Source organism: Clostridium luticellarii (genome assembly GCF_002995845.1).
Taxonomy (GTDB): domain Bacteria; phylum Bacillota; class Clostridia; order Clostridiales; family Clostridiaceae; genus Clostridium_B; species Clostridium_B luticellarii.
On record NZ_PVXP01000010.1, the window covers coordinates 1 to 19,813 of the forward strand.

17 protein-coding genes and 1 other annotated feature are annotated in these 19,813 nt (G+C 34.3%); all 17 genes read right to left on the bottom strand.

The window, feature by feature from the left end:
* Positions 1-908, bottom strand: a 908-nt coding sequence (locus tag CLLU_RS05365) for an SIR2 family protein (RefSeq protein ID WP_207655949.1), incomplete at its 3' end; no start/stop codon positions are given.
* A 34-nt stretch (positions 909-942) separates the two neighbouring features.
* Positions 943-2,196: a restriction endonuclease subunit S gene (locus CLLU_RS05370; protein WP_106008550.1), complete on the bottom strand. Its 1,254-nt coding sequence runs from the start codon at positions 2,194-2,196 to the stop codon at positions 943-945.
* Positions 2,186-3,703: a class I SAM-dependent DNA methyltransferase gene (locus tag CLLU_RS05375; protein ID WP_106008551.1), complete on the bottom strand. Its 1,518-nt coding sequence runs from the start codon at positions 3,701-3,703 to the stop codon at positions 2,186-2,188. The genes CLLU_RS05370 and CLLU_RS05375 overlap by 11 nt, the downstream gene beginning before the upstream one ends.
* A 44-nt stretch (positions 3,704-3,747) precedes the next feature.
* Positions 3,748-4,380, bottom strand: a complete 633-nt coding sequence (locus CLLU_RS05380) for a helix-turn-helix domain-containing protein (protein ID WP_207655950.1) — start codon at positions 4,378-4,380, stop codon at positions 3,748-3,750.
* Between the two features lie 211 nt (positions 4,381-4,591).
* On the bottom strand, positions 4,592-5,176 hold the full coding sequence (locus CLLU_RS05385; protein WP_106008553.1) for a hypothetical protein: 585 nt from the start codon (positions 5,174-5,176) through the stop codon (positions 4,592-4,594).
* A 33-nt stretch (positions 5,177-5,209) separates the two neighbouring features.
* A complete protein-coding gene (locus CLLU_RS05390; protein WP_106008554.1) occupies positions 5,210-5,521 on the bottom strand; it encodes a hypothetical protein in 312 nt (103 codons plus the stop codon).
* A gap of 58 nt (positions 5,522-5,579) precedes the next feature.
* Positions 5,580-6,050, bottom strand: coding sequence for a hypothetical protein (locus CLLU_RS05395; protein ID WP_106008555.1), 471 nt, complete (start codon positions 6,048-6,050; stop codon positions 5,580-5,582).
* A 31-nt stretch (positions 6,051-6,081) separates the two neighbouring features.
* Complete coding sequence (locus CLLU_RS05400) at positions 6,082-6,558, bottom strand: hypothetical protein (protein WP_106008556.1); 477 nt, start codon at positions 6,556-6,558, stop codon at positions 6,082-6,084.
* Between the two features lie 40 nt (positions 6,559-6,598).
* A complete protein-coding gene (locus CLLU_RS05405) occupies positions 6,599-7,252 on the bottom strand; it encodes an SIMPL domain-containing protein (RefSeq protein WP_106008557.1) in 654 nt (217 codons plus the stop codon).
* 72 nt (positions 7,253-7,324) lie between these two features.
* Positions 7,325-8,314 carry a helix-turn-helix transcriptional regulator gene (locus CLLU_RS05410; RefSeq protein ID WP_158255881.1) on the bottom strand — a complete coding sequence of 330 codons (990 nt, stop codon included), beginning with the start codon at positions 8,312-8,314 and terminating at the stop codon, positions 7,325-7,327.
* A gap of 59 nt (positions 8,315-8,373) precedes the next feature.
* Positions 8,374-8,961: a GGDEF domain-containing protein gene (locus CLLU_RS05415; RefSeq protein WP_106008559.1), complete on the bottom strand. Its 588-nt coding sequence runs from the start codon at positions 8,959-8,961 to the stop codon at positions 8,374-8,376.
* 237 nt (positions 8,962-9,198) lie between these two features.
* Positions 9,199-10,881 (bottom strand): SWIM zinc finger family protein, encoded by a 1,683-nt coding sequence (locus CLLU_RS05420; RefSeq protein WP_106008560.1) that lies wholly within the window; start codon positions 10,879-10,881, stop codon positions 9,199-9,201.
* A gap of 448 nt (positions 10,882-11,329) precedes the next feature.
* Entirely contained in the window at positions 11,330-12,160 is an 831-nt protein-coding gene (locus CLLU_RS19300; RefSeq protein ID WP_434735236.1) for a methyl-accepting chemotaxis protein, read from the bottom strand.
* Between the two features lie 192 nt (positions 12,161-12,352).
* Positions 12,353-13,675 (bottom strand): MFS transporter, encoded by a 1,323-nt coding sequence (locus tag CLLU_RS05430; protein ID WP_106008561.1) that lies wholly within the window; start codon positions 13,673-13,675, stop codon positions 12,353-12,355.
* 219 nt (positions 13,676-13,894) lie between these two features.
* Positions 13,895-14,166 (bottom strand) — a binding site (T-box leader).
* 319 nt (positions 14,167-14,485) lie between these two features.
* Positions 14,486-16,672, bottom strand: coding sequence for a hypothetical protein (locus CLLU_RS05435; protein ID WP_106008562.1), 2,187 nt, complete (start codon positions 16,670-16,672; stop codon positions 14,486-14,488).
* On the bottom strand, positions 16,662-18,884 hold the full coding sequence (locus tag CLLU_RS05440) for an efflux RND transporter permease subunit (protein WP_158255883.1): 2,223 nt from the start codon (positions 18,882-18,884) through the stop codon (positions 16,662-16,664). Before CLLU_RS05440 ends, CLLU_RS05435 begins: the two co-directional genes overlap by 11 nt.
* Positions 18,885-19,018: 134 nt before the next feature.
* Positions 19,019-19,594 carry a TetR/AcrR family transcriptional regulator gene (locus tag CLLU_RS05445; RefSeq protein WP_106008564.1) on the bottom strand — a complete coding sequence of 192 codons (576 nt, stop codon included), beginning with the start codon at positions 19,592-19,594 and terminating at the stop codon, positions 19,019-19,021.
* Positions 19,595-19,813: the final 219 nt, after the last annotated feature.

The following is a 19,813-nucleotide window of genomic DNA, read 5'->3' on the forward strand; positions in this document are numbered from 1 at the left end:
TTATATAATCTAGAATAATCCTTAATATATATCCTCGTCATATTTAAAGTTTTTTCATCTTCAAAAGATATACTATGAGTTGATATTTGATCCTCCTCACTTGAATTATTCCATTCTACAAAAATAAGCCTTTTTTTAAATTTCTCTAATTTTTCCTTTGAAAGACATTTCACTATTGCCTTTAAAATACTCTTAATATCTTTATCTTCAATAGAATACCCAAGAAAAATAATTGGATGTTCCAAGAAAATGGTCAATATCTTGGCTGCAAGATATGCATTATTTTCCTCAAAATTCAAGTAATCTTTCTCATTAATTACTATGGAATCCGGTTCAGTGCAACAGCCATGAATTTTATATATTTCACCTACTCCCTGTATATTTGAAAATATAAGCTCTTCTTGTCCTATAAATCTCCTATAATTATATAAACTGTCTTCTATAAAATTATCATAATTTGTTGTAATAACTGCTGCTATACTCTTTTTACCTAGTTTCTTGAACAATTTAATTTCATCAGCATACTCTTCCTTAACACTTAGAGAATTATTTTTAATATATTTAGCAATTTCTATTTTCAATGGCGAGGCTCCTGCTAAGGCAAGTTCTTTATATTCTCTCCTACTCTCCTCAAACTTAGGATCTTCAAACCAAATATCCGATAAATCACATTCTATCAATTCTGCTATTTTCTGAAACTCACCAATTTTAAATCCCTCATTTTTAGCTTTTCTACTGTATATTTCAAATGCGAACTCATTATCTTTAGTCAATTTTGCCATTTCACGCAAAAGAGTTTCCCAATTTGCCAACCCCAAATATCTTCTAGAGATACCAGCACCAATAAATAGAACTGGTGCTGTATCAAAATTTCTAAATACATCTTCAAGTTTTTCTATTCTAATCACCCTCTTTAATAAATTAAAATCACTTAACTAATTTTCAATTATTCAAAGGTACCCTTATTTCCCCTGACATAAGTTTTGGAAGTAATGTATCTCTCAAATCTATTAGTATTTCATTCTCTATTTGTCTTTGCTTAATTATCTCAAAACTACTTCTAATTAAACTATGAAAATCTTTTACAATTTTACTTAGCGGATAAATACATTTAATTTTTTCAAATTCTGTCTTGTTTACATTTAAAGTAGTGCTTCCTGTAGAACCAATTGTTTTAAGCTTATCACCTATAAGATTTAAATATTCATAGAAATAATATAAATCTTCATCATTTTTAGGTATTACACTATTTATCTGCTGATTGGTATGTGCAGGAATTGCATTTATACTTACCAATCCAACAGTTGCAATACATGATACCATTATAGAATTTTTAGGCAATAACTTTTTGATCTGAGTTTGGTTCCCAATTTCTGATAAGAATCTTTCAGCCTTTATTACAAATATACTATTATGCATATCTGGAATAGTTATAAATGGATATTTATTTCCATAATTTTTTTCATTTTTTGTAGAAGGAGTTTTACCTGTAATCACTTTTTTCGCTAAATTCCCTAATTCTTCAACTTTCCATCCCTCAGGAATCATCCCCAGCTCACTTTCAACCATCTTTCCTTCGCTTGATTTATAAGGCTTCCCTTCTTCATTGGGAAACTCAAAATCCACAAACCAGTGTTTAAATATTAATTGAGCCATTTTTTCAAGAGTCTTGTTGATTTGGTTGTTGACCTCTATTTTTTCATCTAAGGTTGAAAGAATATGTGCTATTGCTTTTTGTTCTTTTAAAAGCGGTAATTTAATTTCACATTCCTCTAAAACATCTTTTTGAACTCTTTGACGACCTGACGAACCATTCATAGATCTTATGGCTAAATTCCTAAATTCAGGTGAGATTGACATATAATAAATAAAATCATTGTCTGTAATACCTAACTTTTCTCTAAGGACTATAAATTCTGTCGAACCAAATGCCACTTCATTTTTATTCAATATACCTACTTGAGCTGTTTTGCCATTTTCCAAACATGGAGTTATCCGAGCTAAAAGTGTATCACCATTTCTAAATTTTGTACCACCTTTAAATTTTGCTATTTCAAATCCTGTTATTTTCCTGGTATATGATTCTAACTTATCCATTGATATTTTTTTTGCCATATCACCCTTTTTTATACTTTCTTTTGGATTAAATTGAACAACATTTATTAATTTACACTCTCTCCATCCGTTAGATTCCATACCCAATCCCCCTAAGATTTTTCCTTATCTCTTCTTCTAAGCAGTGGGATTTATCAAACAATTCTCCTAATTCGCCAGTGAGTGTTTTCATTTTTTCATCAAATGGAATTCCATCATATTTTGTTTCTTCTATTCCCACATATCTTCCGGGGGTCAGTACATATTCATTTTGTCTCACTTCATCAAGTTTTGCTGCTTTGCAAAAGCCCTTGATATCCCCATAGTTTCCATCTATATTTCTGTACCTATGGTAGGTATCTGCAATTTTTTTTATATCTTCTTCACTCAGCTCCCTGTGCCTTCTGTCAATCATTTCTCCCAGATTTCTGGCATCTATAAAGAGTATTTCGTCTTCCCTGCACCTAAATTCAGTATTATTCTTTCTATTCCTGTTTAATATCCAAAGTGAAGCTGGTATGCTTGTTGAATAAAAAAGCTTGTCAGGTAGTGCAACTACTGCATCTACCAAATGTGCCTCAATTAAATTTTTTCTTATTTCTCCTTCATTTGAAGTGTTTGAGCTAAGTGCTCCATTTGCCAGGACTATCCCTGCACAACCATTGGGAGCCAGGTGATACACCATGTGCTGAAGCCATGCATAGTTTGCATTTCCCTCCGGCGGAATGCCGTATTTCCACCTGACATCTTCTGTCAATTTATCACCGCCCCAGTCACTTACATTAAAAGGCGGATTCGCCAGAATAAAATCTGCTTTCAAAGTTTTATGGAGATCATTATAGAAGGTATCATCATTGTGAGGTCCTATATTTGCATCCAGCCCTCTTATGGCAAGGTTCATCCTGCAGAGCTTCCAGGTAGTAGAATTTAGCTCCTGGCCATAAATGGACAAATCATTGACTCTCCCCTGATGTTCCTTGATAAATTTTTCACTCTGAACGAACATGCCGCCGCTGCCGCAGCAGGGATCATATATTCTCCCCTGATAGGGCTCTATCATTTCAACCAATGTCTTGACAACAGAAGTAGGGGTATAGAATTCCCCGCCGCCTTTTCCTTCTGCATCTGCAAATTTTCCGAGAAAATACTCATACACCCTTCCCAGTAAATCCTTCTCACTATTTTTATGAAGTTTTATGGTAGAAATCAAATCTATAAGTTCTCCAAGTCTTCTCTTGTCAAGTTCCGGCCTTGCATACCTCTTATCTAAAACACCTTTAAGTGTAGGATTTTCTTTTTCTATCAAAATCATGGCATCATCAATCAATTGTCCTATTTTGGGACTTTTGGCATTATCTCTTATGTACTCCCATCTTGCTTCTTTGGGAACCCAGAATATATTTTCTGCTTCGTATTCATCCCTATCCTCTTCAAATCCCTCTCCCTCTTCTACAAGCTCCTGGTGTTTGGTTTCAAATTTATCGGAAATATATTTTAAAAATATAAGCCCCAATACCACATGCTTGTATTCCGCAGCATCCATGCTGCTTCTCAGTTTGTCTGCAGATTTCCACAGTGTTTCCTCAAATCCAATATTTCCTGTTGACATTGTTTTATTCCTCCCTGGTTATTCTTCTGTATTAAGTAATTATTCTAAAAATTATAATCGTCAAATATTTCAAATATTTCACTTTCAAATTCATCCTGGCTTTCATCACTGTTTATTTTATCCGGAAGAACCTCCAGGTAATGTGCTAGTGCCTCGATGGTCCTATGGAGAACAACTTCCTGCTGAGCTTTGTTCAGCAATTCAGTAATAAGCCTATATGTATCCATATATGGATTGTCATCTACTACATCCAAAGCCTGTTTAAATTTAGAAACAAGTTTTGCTTTCTCAATCTTTCTCCCAATCCTGTTTATCTCCTCTTTATCGTAAATTGGCACTTTATAGATACAATTGGTCTCTTTTACCATAAACTGTTTATCATATTTTTCAATTACGGGATTTAATTCCTTTTTCAATTTTTCTTTTTGAATTTCAAGTTTTTCTATTTCATTTAACTCTTTAGGAAAATACTCCCTGCTGATTCCAAATATCTTTTCAAGTCTGGGCAAATATTTTTTGGGTATACCCTGCCTGCCCTTTATCCACAAGTTAATATTTTGTTTTTTCAATCCAAGTTCTTTGGCAAGTTCCATATGCTGCATATTGTAAAGTCCTAAGATATATTCTAATCCTATCAATCCACCACCACCTAACTTAGGCCTCATTGTCTTAGTCAATACAATTATATTACCTCTTTTTATTGTCCCAGTCAATATTTTTTAATAAGAATTATATCATTTTGTTAAGTATGATTTAAATCTCATCTTTTCCATCAGTGTAAGCAGGCATAAAAATGCCCAAAAAAATAGGGCAAAATGCCCAATCTATTACAAACCCATTTCTCTGTCAGCCGCTAAATTCTTTTCACCTGTATGTTCTTTGTTTTACTCAATTCAAATCTTTCCTTATATTATTAATTAAATTATTAATACAATATTTTATATCTTCAGTGGTAACCCCAATATCAATATTATGTTCATTACTTAATGCAACAATGAGACTTATATAACTATTCCAGACAGCTATACTTGCAAAAATCCTCATAAGATTCTCCTTACCATCTTTTTTAAAATACTCTATTTTGTGCTTAAGTTCTGAAAATTCTTTTAAATATTTTTTATGCTTTTCTATTTTATATTTAAGGTTTGATATTTCTATTTCAATTTTTTCATCTTTTTTAAGATTTCCACTTCTCTTCTTACATTCTGCCAAATGTTCTTCTGCATCTTCCAATTGTATTTCCATTATTTTTGTTTTAACCTCAGCATTACCACAGCCTTCACTACCATCTAAGTAATCCGATTGACATTCTATTTCATCTACAATAGGAAGTATTGAAGCTAAATCATAATATATTTTTCTTTTTTCATCATAATATTTTATTTTTTTACTATTTTTATATGCCAAAGTAGCAGCAATATATGCGGCAACAAATGTTGCAAAAGTAGAAATAATTATTTTCATATATTCCATATTTAATTTCTCCTATAATCCATCTAACCATTATCAATACTTATTACAAAATTGATCCATCCAGTCATCTAATTCATCATCTTCTTCTGCTTTCCAATTATCCAATAATTTTTTCACATCTTCTTTCATTTCACAATATTTCTTCTCAGCTTCACCATTACTGGAAGCAAAAGCTGTATGGACCATTAGGCCATAGATGCCTATGGTTATAGCAAATGGTATATTACCACAATCCCGTTCAAGTGTTATTCGGGCTTCATCGCCATAAGTTTCATCAATTATCACTATTCCATTTTCAGAGCCAACTTTACCAATAGTTATTCCTTCGTTATACTTTTCCCACATCATTAAATTTTCCCAAATTATTCATTAATAGTAACTTTCTAATTTATAAAATATCGTACTATTTTTTACACAAAAATGGATCTGATGCATACCATGTGGATAATTCATTTCGTTTAGTTTCCAGATTCATCCATGATATTGCCAACTTGAACTTTTCAACATACTTTGTATCAATAAAATACACTCCCAATCCGTTCTTAATGTAATATATATCAAATGCAAAATTTTTATCATCACAATTATACAATATCTCATATCCACCCAAACTTATTAATACGTTATCTTTTATAAAATCTAAAAGCACTAGATATTCTCCACCATTAATATATGTTTCAACATTTTCACAATCAATAAAGCATTTAATTTTATCACCTGCTTTAATAGCTCTTGTATCCACAAGTATTAAATACCTAGCATCCACATAATAGTTGCATTTATCAATAACTTTTAAAGGTTGCGGAAATACTATATAATTTATTTTTATATCATTCTTACAAACAACCAATTTTCCTAAAGGTATATTTAACATATAATTCCACCGCCTCACATAAATATTTCTTTTACATTTTAATTACTTCTTGTATATTCAATTCTTTTATAATTTTTAGCACATTGTCTCCATCACCATAAAATCGTGTTTCCAGGTCGTCAACTAAAAATACTCTTCCTCCGTCAAATACTATACCCCAATATGAACTGGCATCAAGTCCAAAATCACTCCCATCAGTTATAGTTTTACAATTAAGAATCTCTGATAAATAATAAGCTATAACTAAGTCACTCCTGATACCATTTTGCAAATCTGGAAACCAAATAAATTCCCAAACTACAGGAAACTCGCTTTCATTTTTTATTACTTTATAAAAAACTATAGATGCACCCTCTTTAATATTCTTTAAATTTAATGTATTAAGCAACACCGGCAACCTATCTATAGAATATTCATAACAATTTGATAAATTAAACTTTTGTTTCAAAGCATCTATTAACATTTCAGAATTTATTTTTCTATCAAATCCAACCCATGCGAAATCCATTCTATCATCCCTTAATAGTTATTTTCTATGTAATGTCTTATCATTTTATCTCCCATACAAATAAAACTGTATCACTGACTTTTATATCATCTGGTTCGATACCCGGAGCATAAGATGACTGAACAGCCATACAATTTTCCTCTACCCCACATCTTGTTTGAGAATAAAGGTGCAGTTCACTCCAATTGTAATCAATACTAACCAGATCCCCAAGAATGACTCCTGATGCTTTTGCTAAAATTTCCGCCTTGTGTTTCGCATTTTTGGCAGCACTTACCAAAAGCCTTTCACTGATAACAGATTTATCCTTAACAGAAAACTGTATATCCAGCTGTGGACTTATTTGCGTTTTTGCAATAGCAGCAAATACCTTTGACATTACTTCTGTGTCAAAATCAAACTCAATTTTTAAACTTTGCCTGCAAATGTATCCATCAAATTTGCTTCTATAATTGTCGTTATTATCACGATAACTTTCATAGTGTGTTTTTATATTAAAACTTGTTGTTTTTAGATCTTTTTTGTCAAAACCTGCTGATTCAATTGCATTTTGTAAAATCTCTACTGAATCAGCCGCAAGTTCCATTGTCTTGTCATAATTATAATGCTGCGATTCAAGGTTCATGGTAATAACAATTAAATTCGGCTTAACATTGATATTACCTGTGCCTTTCACCCTAATTAAATGTTCCATTCAAACAACCTCCTTCAGTTTTATTTCATATGCTAAACAATCATTCGATTTCAATTTTCTTATATAAAAAGCTCATCTGTACATCTCTCTCATTCTGTCTATAGTCTCTATCATGTCCTCTCTGAATCCATCTGAGCTCAAGACCTCCACAGAATCTCCCTGACTCAAAAGCCACATCTTTATTCCCTTCCCGAATACCCTGGCTTCCACCATGTATTCACCCTTTTTTTCTTCTATTATTCTGGCATTAGGAAGTTTATCTAAAACTGCCTCTATGGATCTGCCTGTATACCTGAATCTCACTCTTTCCAGCTCCCCTGCCTGCATGAACTGGATTAACTTTCTGAACTCCCCGTCCTTAAATCTTTTGCTGTAATCCAACTTGTATTTCCTGTCTGTAACAATTAGTTTTTCAATTCTATCCACCCTGTAGATGGCAGGATATTCATAGCTTTTATCTTCTATTAAAGCTATAAGATAAAAATAGTATTCAGAAAACAACAGACCCTGGGGATACAGGGTTCTTTTCGAGATTTTCTCCTCTATTTTTCCGCCCGTACCAATTTTGAAATACCCGATTTCCAGTACATTTTTATCTTTTATTGCAGCACTTATTTTCCAAAGCTTATCCAAAAGCTTTTTCCCATGTTTTGGAGGAACATAATTCATGAGCTCGTTGCCTATAATGTATTTGATATTCTCCCTGTCCTTAGATATGCAATTATCAAGAAGTTTGTAAATTATATCTTTTATTTCCGCTTTTATAAAACCTCTGCTCTCTAAAAGCACCTTGGAAACTGCCAGTATTTCTTTTTCGCTTAGATTTTTCTCCTGCCCGCCTTTTAAGATATATCCGCCTTTTTCTCTGTCTGATACAATTTCTTCTCCCATTAGCTCGCCGTCAGATTGGTCTTCTACAAATTTCTTTATGTCTTTTATATATCTGTAAAAAGTTCTTTCATTGATATTGAATTTATCTATTACATCATTCTTTACAATCACTTTTCCTTCTTTTAATTGATTGTATATAGACAGTACTACATCTGCTTTAAATCTCTCCATATATATGTGCCCTTCCTTATATTTTGTTAACATTTTATTAACTAATTATACATATATATTTATAATTCCTTCTTTTTTTGCAATTTTTTCTTATACATTTCAAAATCCGCATTTTTTATTAAATCCTCCACAGACATTCCACACTGCATTCCTTTCCTGCACTCACAAAATCCACAGCTCAAGCTAAAATTATAATTTTCATTATTCTCATTGTATTCCTTTAATTTTTCCTCAATTCTATGCCAAATTTTATGAACTTCCTCCATTGCAGCGCCTGGAAATATCACTAGAAATTCATCCCCGCCCATTCTAATTACAAAATCAGTTTTTCTAATACTGTCTTTCAGTATTTTAGCTGTATTTATCAAAAGCTTATCGCCTTCCTGATGTCCAAAGTTATCGTTTACTATTTTTAATCCATCTACATCAACAAAGCAGACAACAAGATTTTTATTGCCTATCCTTGACAAATTAAGTTCTTTATTCAGCATCTCCAGACCTGATCTTCTGTTCAACACTCCAGTCATAGCATCTGTACTTGCATAGTAATTCAATTTTTCCCTTTCCATATACAATTTTTCGAGCACAGTGTCCTTTTCCCGTAAAATCCTGATAAGCGTTTCCCTGTCCATATCCTCATAATCCACACAATACCCCGCCTTTAATGTTTGTATTCTATATTTTTATTATATACAACTACAATGACATGGACTGTCAGTAACGATAAAAGTTTTTGACAAAAAATAAAAAAACAGTTAAAGCAGATAAAATCACTTTAACTGACCCTTATTTTGGTTTTATTTTAGAAAAGTCTGCTTCAATTTTCAAAAGCTCTTCTATCTCCAAAAGTTCTTAAAAACTGATTTTCATCTTCATCAAGATCATCAGCATTTGATCTTTCCCATTTCATCAAGAAATGCCGGTCGTCTCCTGTAGATAGCACCCAGCACATTTATAATTTCTTTTGTCTTTTCCCTACCGGCTATCTTTTTATATCTCTTTATAATTTTACAAACTCTTTTGTACTGCACCCTGTTTGATGCTTCTCTTGCACTTTCCCGGATATTTTTTTCATATAATTTTATAACCTCTTCTCTGTGTTTATCAATAAGCAAGTAGGCATATTCTTCTATACTGGATGGATTTTCTTTAACATATTTCATCAATTCATCAATATCTTTTTCTTGAACTATAAGTTCAAGGTAAACACTTTTTGCCTGCCAGTTTTTACAGTTTTTTATTTCTCTTTTGATATTATTGTAAAAGTTTTTGTAATTTCCGTTATTTAGCTTTTTAAGCTCTCCATAGTATTCAAACCTACCATCAAATAATAGCTCTTTTGCCAGTTTCTCCTGTTTTTCCTTCAATGAAAGTTTTTTATAGGCCCTGTATCTTATCTCTTTCCATTCCAATACTAATCCAGCATAATTTTTGTCCTGCTTTTCACCTTCAAGTGCCAGTTCTATAACTCTTGAATAGTTTCCTGCTTTCATGAACCTGCCTATAAGTATCCTTCTGAAAGATGAAAATCCAATATTTTTCTCTATAAACTTTTCAGATTCTTCTTTAGTACCATATTTATCTATAATATCAAACAGTATCAACAGTATTCTTTCAACCCCATATTCATTGTAGCTATTATGGGACATGCTGTTGAGCAGATCCTCTATTTTGATTTTGAGTTGATTCCTAAATTCCTCATTATCTGCAAACTCGGAACAGATTTGAATCAAATTAATCCTATAATCATCCCAGCCATCAAAAATACTGTTTTCAGCTTCTTTCAGTAATTTTTTAAATGTTTTTCTTCTTGTATTTATATCTTTAGAAAAATGCGCAATTTTACCTATAGTATCTATTATTTCCGACACAAGCATTCCTATATCTCCATCTGAATCATCTGCATATTGGAAAGCTTTTACGGATTCATGCAGAATCACAATGGCAATATCCAATGAAAGCAGAGGATCATTGCCAATTTCACATATTTCTTTTATTCTTTTCAGTATAACCTCCATTTCGCTGGCAAAATCACAGGCTTCCATATAGGAAATAAAACCATCTCTTCCCTTGTATTTTCGTACTATCGAATTCATAAGTTTTTTACATCTGCTGATTTCCTGTTTTTTATCAACCGGTGAATATTTAAAAACTATTTTGTTCTTTAAATTATCATCATCCTCAACTATATCTTCTATAATATCCATCAACTTTTCTTTTGAAAAGTTTTCCAACATTTTTTTTACTTCAGGTTTGCGTTCTATTTCATATTTCTTGAATTTATCAGTTGATTTTCCATTTAATATCTCATTCAGCTTGAAATAAGCTGCAGCTTGATGTTTGCATACAGGTCCAAAATCATAAGGGCAGTCGCAATTTGAATACAGTATATCTCCACCTTCATCTATTTTTATATCTACCCGGTATTTTTCGCTTCCTTCTACAAGAAAAACATATTCACTATTCCCGTTTTTATGGAATTCGACTATGTTTCCATTGTTATAATAATCATATCCCCTGCCTAAAATTGTTTTACCTATGTGCTTCTCAAAATCATTTATGTTCACATTCTATTCCCCATTCTTTAAAAATTCTATTTATTATTCGTATTAAAGTCTTTTTACCATTTATCATTAAAATATGGATACTATTCCACTTTCTCTTTTACTTTCATACCAATTCCAGGTATTGACTTTTCATGTAGAAAAGCTTTATGAAGTACTGCATACCATCAATCACCTTTTGCAATAAGATTCCTTTAATTTGAGTTACCAATAAGTCTACTGCCTTCACAATAATTCACTTACTGCCTTGCATAGCACTTATTTCATATAATACCCTATAAAGATGAATTTTTATTTGCTAAATATAAAAAAGCCTATACAATTGTATATAGACTTCAGTGGTATAATTGAAATACGTTAAAATATTCCCACAAAATTCTCGTGTCTGCCTGTTCATACCATACTCTTTCTATTCCTAGAACTCGGCAGCATTCATAAAAGCTTCCTAAATTCACTCTACTTTGGAAATTTCAGTCATTGTCTGTGCACTTGCGGTGATCTCTTCCAATGTGGAAGTAATTTCTTTCATTGAAGTCACCTGCTTTTCTGAAACAGATTTAACTTGATTGACTGTCTCAAATATATTTTTTATATTATTACTTATTTCCGATAATGCCCTTGAAACCTTTTTTGAGGATTCACCGCTTAATTGGGCCAGTTTCCTCATTTCACTTGCAACTACTGCAAATCCCTTCCCCTGTTCTCCGGATCTGGCCGCTTCTATTGCTGCATTAAGTCCCAATAAATTTGACTGTGACGCTATATTTTGTATCATGCTTATTATTTCATTACTTTCTTCTATTTGCTTCTCTGCCTGTCTTGTAATTTCGGACATGTTACATATCATTTGATTCATTTTTTCAGAGCCGGAATTAATTTCTTCAATACCTGCACCGGTTTCTTCTAGACCAGAAAACAATGTATCCGCTGATTCTTCCAATTTCATCTGCTTATCTAAACTTCTTCCAACGCCAACAGCACCTATGACATCGCCATCTGAATTTTTAACAGGATATGTGACACCTCTAAATGGTGTTCCGAATATTTCCTTTGGAACAACTGCACTGTATCCCTTCCCTTCTTTAAGCGTTTTATACAATAAGTCCTCAACTGGAACTTTGCTGCCCACTTTTATCTTTGCATCAATGTTGTCACCGGGTCTATAATATAAGAATTTTGAAGTATCTGCAACAGCAGCAAAAACATCTTCCTGCAATATTTCTTTTAAAACAGGCATGACTTGCAAAAAAGGTTCTAAAATTTCTTCACTCATAATACTCATTTCCCTTCTAACTATATTTTAAGTTTTGATTGTTGTAAAATTGCTTCTCTTTTGGACAACCACTATTATAGGTATCGAGCTTTTATTGTCTGCATTTATATATCAGCAACATTATCAATAATAAGCATGCCAAAAATATTCTTTTTTAAGAGTACTTTTGACATGCTTATTATTGACCAATCTATTTTTTTATTATCCCACTTTAATTTTATCTAAATCATCCTTGTCCTGTTGACCTGACAATTCATCAACGTCAACTTTTTTCTTGAGTGTCAGCATCACAAGTCCTGAAATTATCAATGATACAGACAAACAAATGTATGCAGTCGTATAAGATCCTGTACTATTTTTAATAAATCCCACAAAATATGGTCCAACCCATCCTCCCATATTTCCTACTGAATTGATCAAACCAGTGGCACCAGCTGCTGCCGGTCCGGATAAAAAGGATATGGGTACACTCCACCAGACTCCCATTCCCACATACACACCTATAGCAGTGACACAGGTAAATATGAAACTTAATACCGGATTGGAAACCATGGTTCCAAAAGCCATACCAGCAGCTCCAATGAAAAGTGGAAGAGCTATATGCCATTTTGTTTCCCCGGTCCTGGAGCTGGAATTACCATTAAATATAAAACCAGCAAGCGCTGCAGACATAGGTATTATAATCAACCAGCTCACACTGGAATTACTCAGCCCGGATACTGACTTTAAAACCGTAGGCAGCCAGAAACCAAATCCCCAGAATCCGGTAACCCACATAAAATATATAAAACATAATTTAAGTACTGTTTTATCCTTCAATGCTTCCCATAAGGTATATTTTTTTATGGAATTCTTCACGGCAATCTCTTTTTCGTAATCTGCTCTTATCTTCTTTTTCTCTTGAGCAGTCAGCCAATTGACATCTTCAGGCCAATCCTTCAGCCAGAAAATAAGAATTATTCCAAATATGAAGGCCATTGACCCTTCCATGAGGAACAGCATCTGCCAGCCCTCAAAACCAAAAGCTTTAACATTAAGGATTACTCCTGCCAAAGGAGAACCGATAATACTTGAAACAAGCATAGAAGTCAATAAAACCGAAAGTGCCTTGGGCCTCTCCTTTGCATTAAACCAGCGAGGCACAATGGCCGAATAACAAACTGGATAAAAACTCGCCTCTGCAGCCCCTACCAAGAAACGAACAATATAAAATTGAATTTCCGTATGCACAAATCCCATAAGACTGGTAACAATACCCCAGGTAAGCATAATCCTGACAACCCACCTGCTTGGACTTCGCTTTTCCGCAAACACGGTGCCCGGTACTTCAAACACCACATATCCAAAAAATAAAATACCTGCACCCATTCCAAAAATCTGGGCATTAAATCCCAAATCCTTGTTCATGGTCAAAGCAGCATATGATATATTCAGCCTGTCAATATATGCCAGCATGGAGCCGATGAACAAAGGTAAAACAACATTCAAATATTTTCTTTTAGTGACACTGCTATTAGTATTCATATATATGAGCCCCCTTTTTTACTTCTGTACAATCATTTCAATTTGCCCCAATTTTCAATATTGCTTGATTTTCAGCCTTAACCGAAAATCCTAATTATTTGTACTTTGAATTTTATAATAAAGCTGCAGTGTTCAAATAAAAACTATCCTCCTTTCTTATTTACCTATATTTTAATGAATAAAAAAATCTTTCATCCTTATAAACACATTTCATATGTTCATAAGGACGAAAGATCTATCTCCGCGGTACCGCCTTATTTGCAATCAGATAAACTAACTGCCTCTCAATTCAGGTCAGCTTCAAATAAAAATTTTATTTAATGCAAACCCTAACCATATATCGCTGGTACACGTCTCCGTTTACTTGGCAAAAACCTTTCTACTTGGAAACTCCGGAGTGATTTCAATATTTTGTTAACACCAGCTCACACCAAACGCCGTCTCTCTTAAGTTAATACAGCAAATATTTGTTTCTCCATCATAGTCTATATTATTTTATGTCATTAAGTATATTATTTTTTTTCAAGCTTGTCAAATTTTTTTCAAGCTTTTTTTCTGGTCTTAAACACGCCTTCATGAAAAGATTTTTTCAGTAATTTTTGATATACAGCCATTATATCATTTTTAACCTGACAGCAGTCTGTCATAAATAAAATCTTTCTGTAAAGCTATAAAAAAGAGCTTATTTAAAATGGCTATTACAAGCCACCTGAACAAGCTCAAAAATAAATCTTTAAATATATTAAATTATGTGAATCCCGGGTATTTCCTGTCACTTGACGCCTTGACCAAATTCCAGTTTCGGTATATTTATTTGTTGATATTTGAAAAAATTGATACCACAGCCTGCTTTAACTGAACAAATACACGAGCAATTCTGTAAAGTACACCCTCGTCTTTTCCGTCCGAATCTGCATTTGCAATATTGTCTCTGTTGTCACTGTCCTTGTTGATTTCCTGTGTTCTCATGATCACCTGGATGCTCTTGGGTGAAGGGTTTTTACTGGAAGTAAATGAGATTAATTCTGCTTTCGGATCTAGGTACAGAAGTCTGTTCTCATTCTCAAATTTATCGATTTCCTTGTCTGTGGTGGACTTAATAGAATCATTTGCCTTCCGCATGGTAGGTGTAGTTTTAATTCCCTCAAGGCTCTGCTTCAATACATTTATGAGACCCTTGAGCATATCACTGCTGCCCTGGCTGATATCACCGCTGTTGTTTTTAAGCGTAGATTCAAAATCACTCAGAAAATCCTGTGAACTATTAAGACCTTTCACCATGCTTTCCAAAAGAGTTCCCGTGTCCTGTAACGCCTTTACAGAACTACTTTCGTACTTATTGGCTGTATCATTGATTGCTGAAACATTGTCAATAAGCGTCTCACCTTTTGTCAACATACTGCTGGTGGTTGACAATATCTGCTTCTGCTCACCCAGCATATCATCTGTAACTTTACTTGCCTTATCAAAATCTTTAAAATAATCTTCTATCAAAGATATGCTTTTATTGGCAGTACTTAGATAATCTTTCCCATTTTCAGATATATCAGATGTTACACTCAGCAGTTCGCTGGCAGAATCACATGCCTCAGTAAGATCTGAGAGCGTTGAGTCAACATATGAGAGCATTTTCTGTATGCTGTCGCACAATGTCTTCAGTGTTTCATTAGACTCAATAATTTGTGAGTATTTCCCGTAAAACTCTGAAAACTCCGACTCTACATTTTTCATGGCATTTGATAACGTGGATATGTCAGAGCTGATTGTACTCAACTTGCTGCTGAGGTCAGCAGAGCTGTCGCTCAAATTGTCCAAATCTGTTTGCATGTCCTCTATATCTGACTTGGTACGCTGCAGCAGCTCATCTCTTTCATCGGATTTGCTGTTTACATCTTTTACAACATCACGCAGTGCCGTGATATCATCCTGTACATTTTTAATGGAAGTCTTATATTGCTCTATCTCAGTTTTTGAGCCTTCAATGGTTTTTGTCATTGCATTCAAATCATAGTTCAAGTCTTCAATAGCATTCTCCCCTTCACTAATATGAGGGATCATTGCTGCCGTATTGGCCGTGATCTCTGACAAATCCGCCAATGCTGTTTCTGATTTGGCAAAAGAGCTGTCCTTGGAGGCACTTATGTTGCTGTTGGCACGATCCAGTGAGGATAAACCAGACTGAGCCTGTGACAGACCGCTTTGCATATTTTCAGTTGTCTGTAAAAGAGTATTCGTACTGTCGTAGATAGAATTCAGAGAATCTCTGAATGTATCAATGTCATCTTTGAGATCTTTCACATCCTGCATCTGTTTTAAGGTTCCCGGCACCATGGTCAGCAGAATACCATCAGTCTCAAAACTGTTTGTACCGATACGGAGAGTAAATGTATCTTTCTCTCCCGGAAGTGCAGCAAATATGACAATTTTTTTATTGCCTATGGTCTGGACCTGTGCCCCCGGTGCATCCACACTGGATGCCTTTGACATATCCACTATGGTCTGCATCTGCAAAAGCATATTGTTTCTATAATACATATTTGCCTTGGTATTTGGCGTTACTTTTACATCAATCTGAATTAATCCGGACGCACCCGCCAGCTTGGAGGCATCTATGGGAGTACCGTTAAGAGAATAGGACACATCCACGTTCCAGGGTAAAACCACAGTTCCTTTTTTCGGGGTGCATTCATAATAAAATTTTCCATCGTAATTGTTCAAATTCCAGCTGATCGATCCATCCTTCACCGTCGGAGCAGTATTATTGGACATATTAGTTACCTTTTCATACTCGCCATAGTCTGTAAATTGCTTGTTTCCGTTTAAGCTTAAGCTTTTTACTATATTTATATTGGTGGGGGTGCCATAGTAATTCAGATTTACATAAGCGGATTCATCCACCGAGACTCCCGGTGCTGACGCCATTGCCGTACTGGACATAGTGCCAATCAAAATCAGCAATATTAACATACTTGATATAATTTTTTTTCTAATTTTCATCCTTCAATCCCTCCAAACTTTTAGCAGATTTATCATCATCTATTGTCTTGGGGCACACTTCACCCAATTGCAGCTTACCTGCAATTTTTTTCTTGATTTTGTCCTTTAGCTGCTTTCTTCTGGAAATATGCCTGTAGATTGGTGAATCAAAAATATACAGAAGTGCCGGCAGCAGTATAACTACCATTGCAATGCTCAGCAGTGCTCCACGTCCGATAAGATGACCCATAGCACCAATGGCCGCAATGCTGGAAGTGAAATAAAGTGTATATCCTGCAAAGGACAGAATTATTCCAGAATTCATAATAGGTGGAACCGCTGCCCAAATAGTTTCCATAATAGCCTGTTTTCTATCCAAACGCATTCGATATTCCAAATAGTAGTTGGTCATCAATATCGCATAGTCCACCGTTGCAGCCAATTGGATACAGCTGACGATAATATAACCCATGAAGATCATGTTTTCTCCCATGAAATAAGGTATTGCCATATTGAAAAAAATAGCTATTTCAATGGGTATCACCAACAGAATGGGGAGCAACATTGATCGGAAAGCAAACACTGCCACAACTACCACACCCAATAGAGAAAGCTTGTCTACAAAGGTATAATCCCTGGTGATGATAGTTTTGATATCCTGTGTAAAAGGCGTGGCTCCAATTAAAAACGAATGCTGCGGATAATACTTTTGAACGATACCTTTGATCTCGTCAGAATATCTAAATGCCGCAGCACTTTCTTCCCGTGTCCTTATATAAACTAGTATTCGGGCATATTTTCCTGAGTGAAATTGTGTGGTAATTTGATTTGGAATAATACTTTCCGGTATACCTTCCGGCAGCGTATTTTCCAGTGAAGTTACTTTTTTCACATAACTGAGTTTACCCAGCTCATCGGACAATTGTTTCTCTTTTATGTTAGAATCATCTGGTATCAATACCATGAGCATATTGCTTCTTCCAAAAATCCCGTCAATCTCCTGCTCATCTTTATAAACTTGAGTCCCTTCTCCTGCACCCACCGCCGAGTTGCCGAAAAGAAAGCTGTTCATGTCTTTTGCAATAAAACATGGCACCGCCAAAAATATTGCAAGTCCCAGCGCCACATATTTGACTTTGAAAATACCTTTGGCTAGATTTTTAGGAAGCTTTATCAGTTTACGATGTGCAGTTTTTTGAATCATATTTTGACTGCGTATAATCATGGAAGGCATCAAAAACAAAACAGTCAGCAGGCTGATAAAAATTCCCTTTGCCAGAACAATACCCAGGTCATAGCCTATAGAGAACTTCATAATGGTCAGCGCTAAAAAGCCGATAATAGTTGCCATACCGCAGGCAATAACAGAGGATGCGGATTGGCGTATGGCAATCCTAATGGCTTCTTTGGGATCTTTGCCCTCATCTTTTTCTCTGCTGAACGCATGCATCAGGAAAATAGAATAGTCCATTGCAACTGCCATCTGCAGAACAGGTGCCACACTTGCCGTCATAAATGATATCTCTCCCAGAAACACGTTTGTTCCCATATTTATCACGATGGCAATCCCCATTACCAGAAGAAACAACAAGGGCTCCAGCCATGCTGTTGTTGTCAGAATCAGTACCGATGCCACAACGCCAACTACAATTACCGTAGCACTTTTCATTTCCCTATTCAAACTCTCGTTCAAAGATTTATTTTGAACAGCTGGTCCTGTAAAGCTGCCCTTATCCCCTACAATCTTTTGAATCTTATCCAGTGCTTTCGATGTCCTTGTATCGGAATCTCCTGCAATAAAAGAAATATCCATCACCGCACAATTGTCTTTATAATAATCCTGGATGTTTTCAGCTTTTATGAAAGTATCAGAGGTATATACGTCAGTATACTTTTTAATATCATCTGTTGTATCTGCCCAGAAAACCGTATCTACGCCATCCACTGACTCTATCTCCTGCTTATACAGCTTGGCTTGATACAAGGATACATTTTTGATCATGATACGTGCGGTACCGGGATAACCAAACTCCTTCTCCATAAGATTCAAACCGGCTTTGGATGCAGTCGTATCAGGGAGATATTTAGTCAGATCATAATTGACTTTCACAAACGGATATAAAAACATGCTTATTGCAACCACGACAGCGAAAAATATTTCGATATATTTGCTTCTATTTACGATAAAATTGATTACTAAATCGGATGGTTTAATTTTTATTCTATTTTTCATCAAGTTTCTACCTCTCCATTTCTTATGCATTTCTTCCAAATATACGATCAAATCATATGCACGAACATCATATAAATTACTGCTTTTTTGCTTCATTGATAAATAAATATTTATTCATTAATGAAGCAAAAAATTTATTTCAGTGCATTAACACATATTTGAGCTATCCTTTTAGCTTCTTTTTCTGTAAATTTTTTATCATTTTCTAATTCCAAAGCAAATGATAGATACCTAAATGGAATCGTAAAAGATACAACCAATACTTCCGCGGCAGTTATATTAGATTTAATTTCACCTGTTTTTATCCCCAACTCAATACATTTTTCTGCCAAATTTAAGATACTGCTAAATCTCTCTTTAGTCAGTATTTTTAGATCCATTACAACTGAAGCATCAAATTTTGCCAGCATGGGTTCCTTGTTTGCATTCATAAATAATTTCTTTATTGTTTTATATCCGGCTTCATACATCGTGTCAGAAGAATCGATATCTGATATAAAACTATTAACTATTGCACTCATTTCCAGGTCTACCAATTCCTGTACCAATTCTTCTTTACTATTATAATATCTGTATAAATATCCAGGTGAAACTCCTGCTTTTTCACAGATTAAAGCAATTGACACTCCTGAGTAGCCATAATCTATTATACACTCCATCACCGCTTTCTTGATATTATCCATTTTTTTAGGATCTGCAATTCTAGCCATTTCATATCACCATCCAAAAAATACAAATAAATAAACATTTATTTATTTGTATTTTATATTTATTTTACTTACATGTCAAGATACTTTTAGTAAAATAATATTACAAACAACAACTTTTATCTGAACGCTGCACCTTTATTATTCAAAGTGCAAAAGCAAACATCAGTTATGGTATGAACTTCCTCGGTTCATACCACAGATCCAGCAGTATTCTCCTGT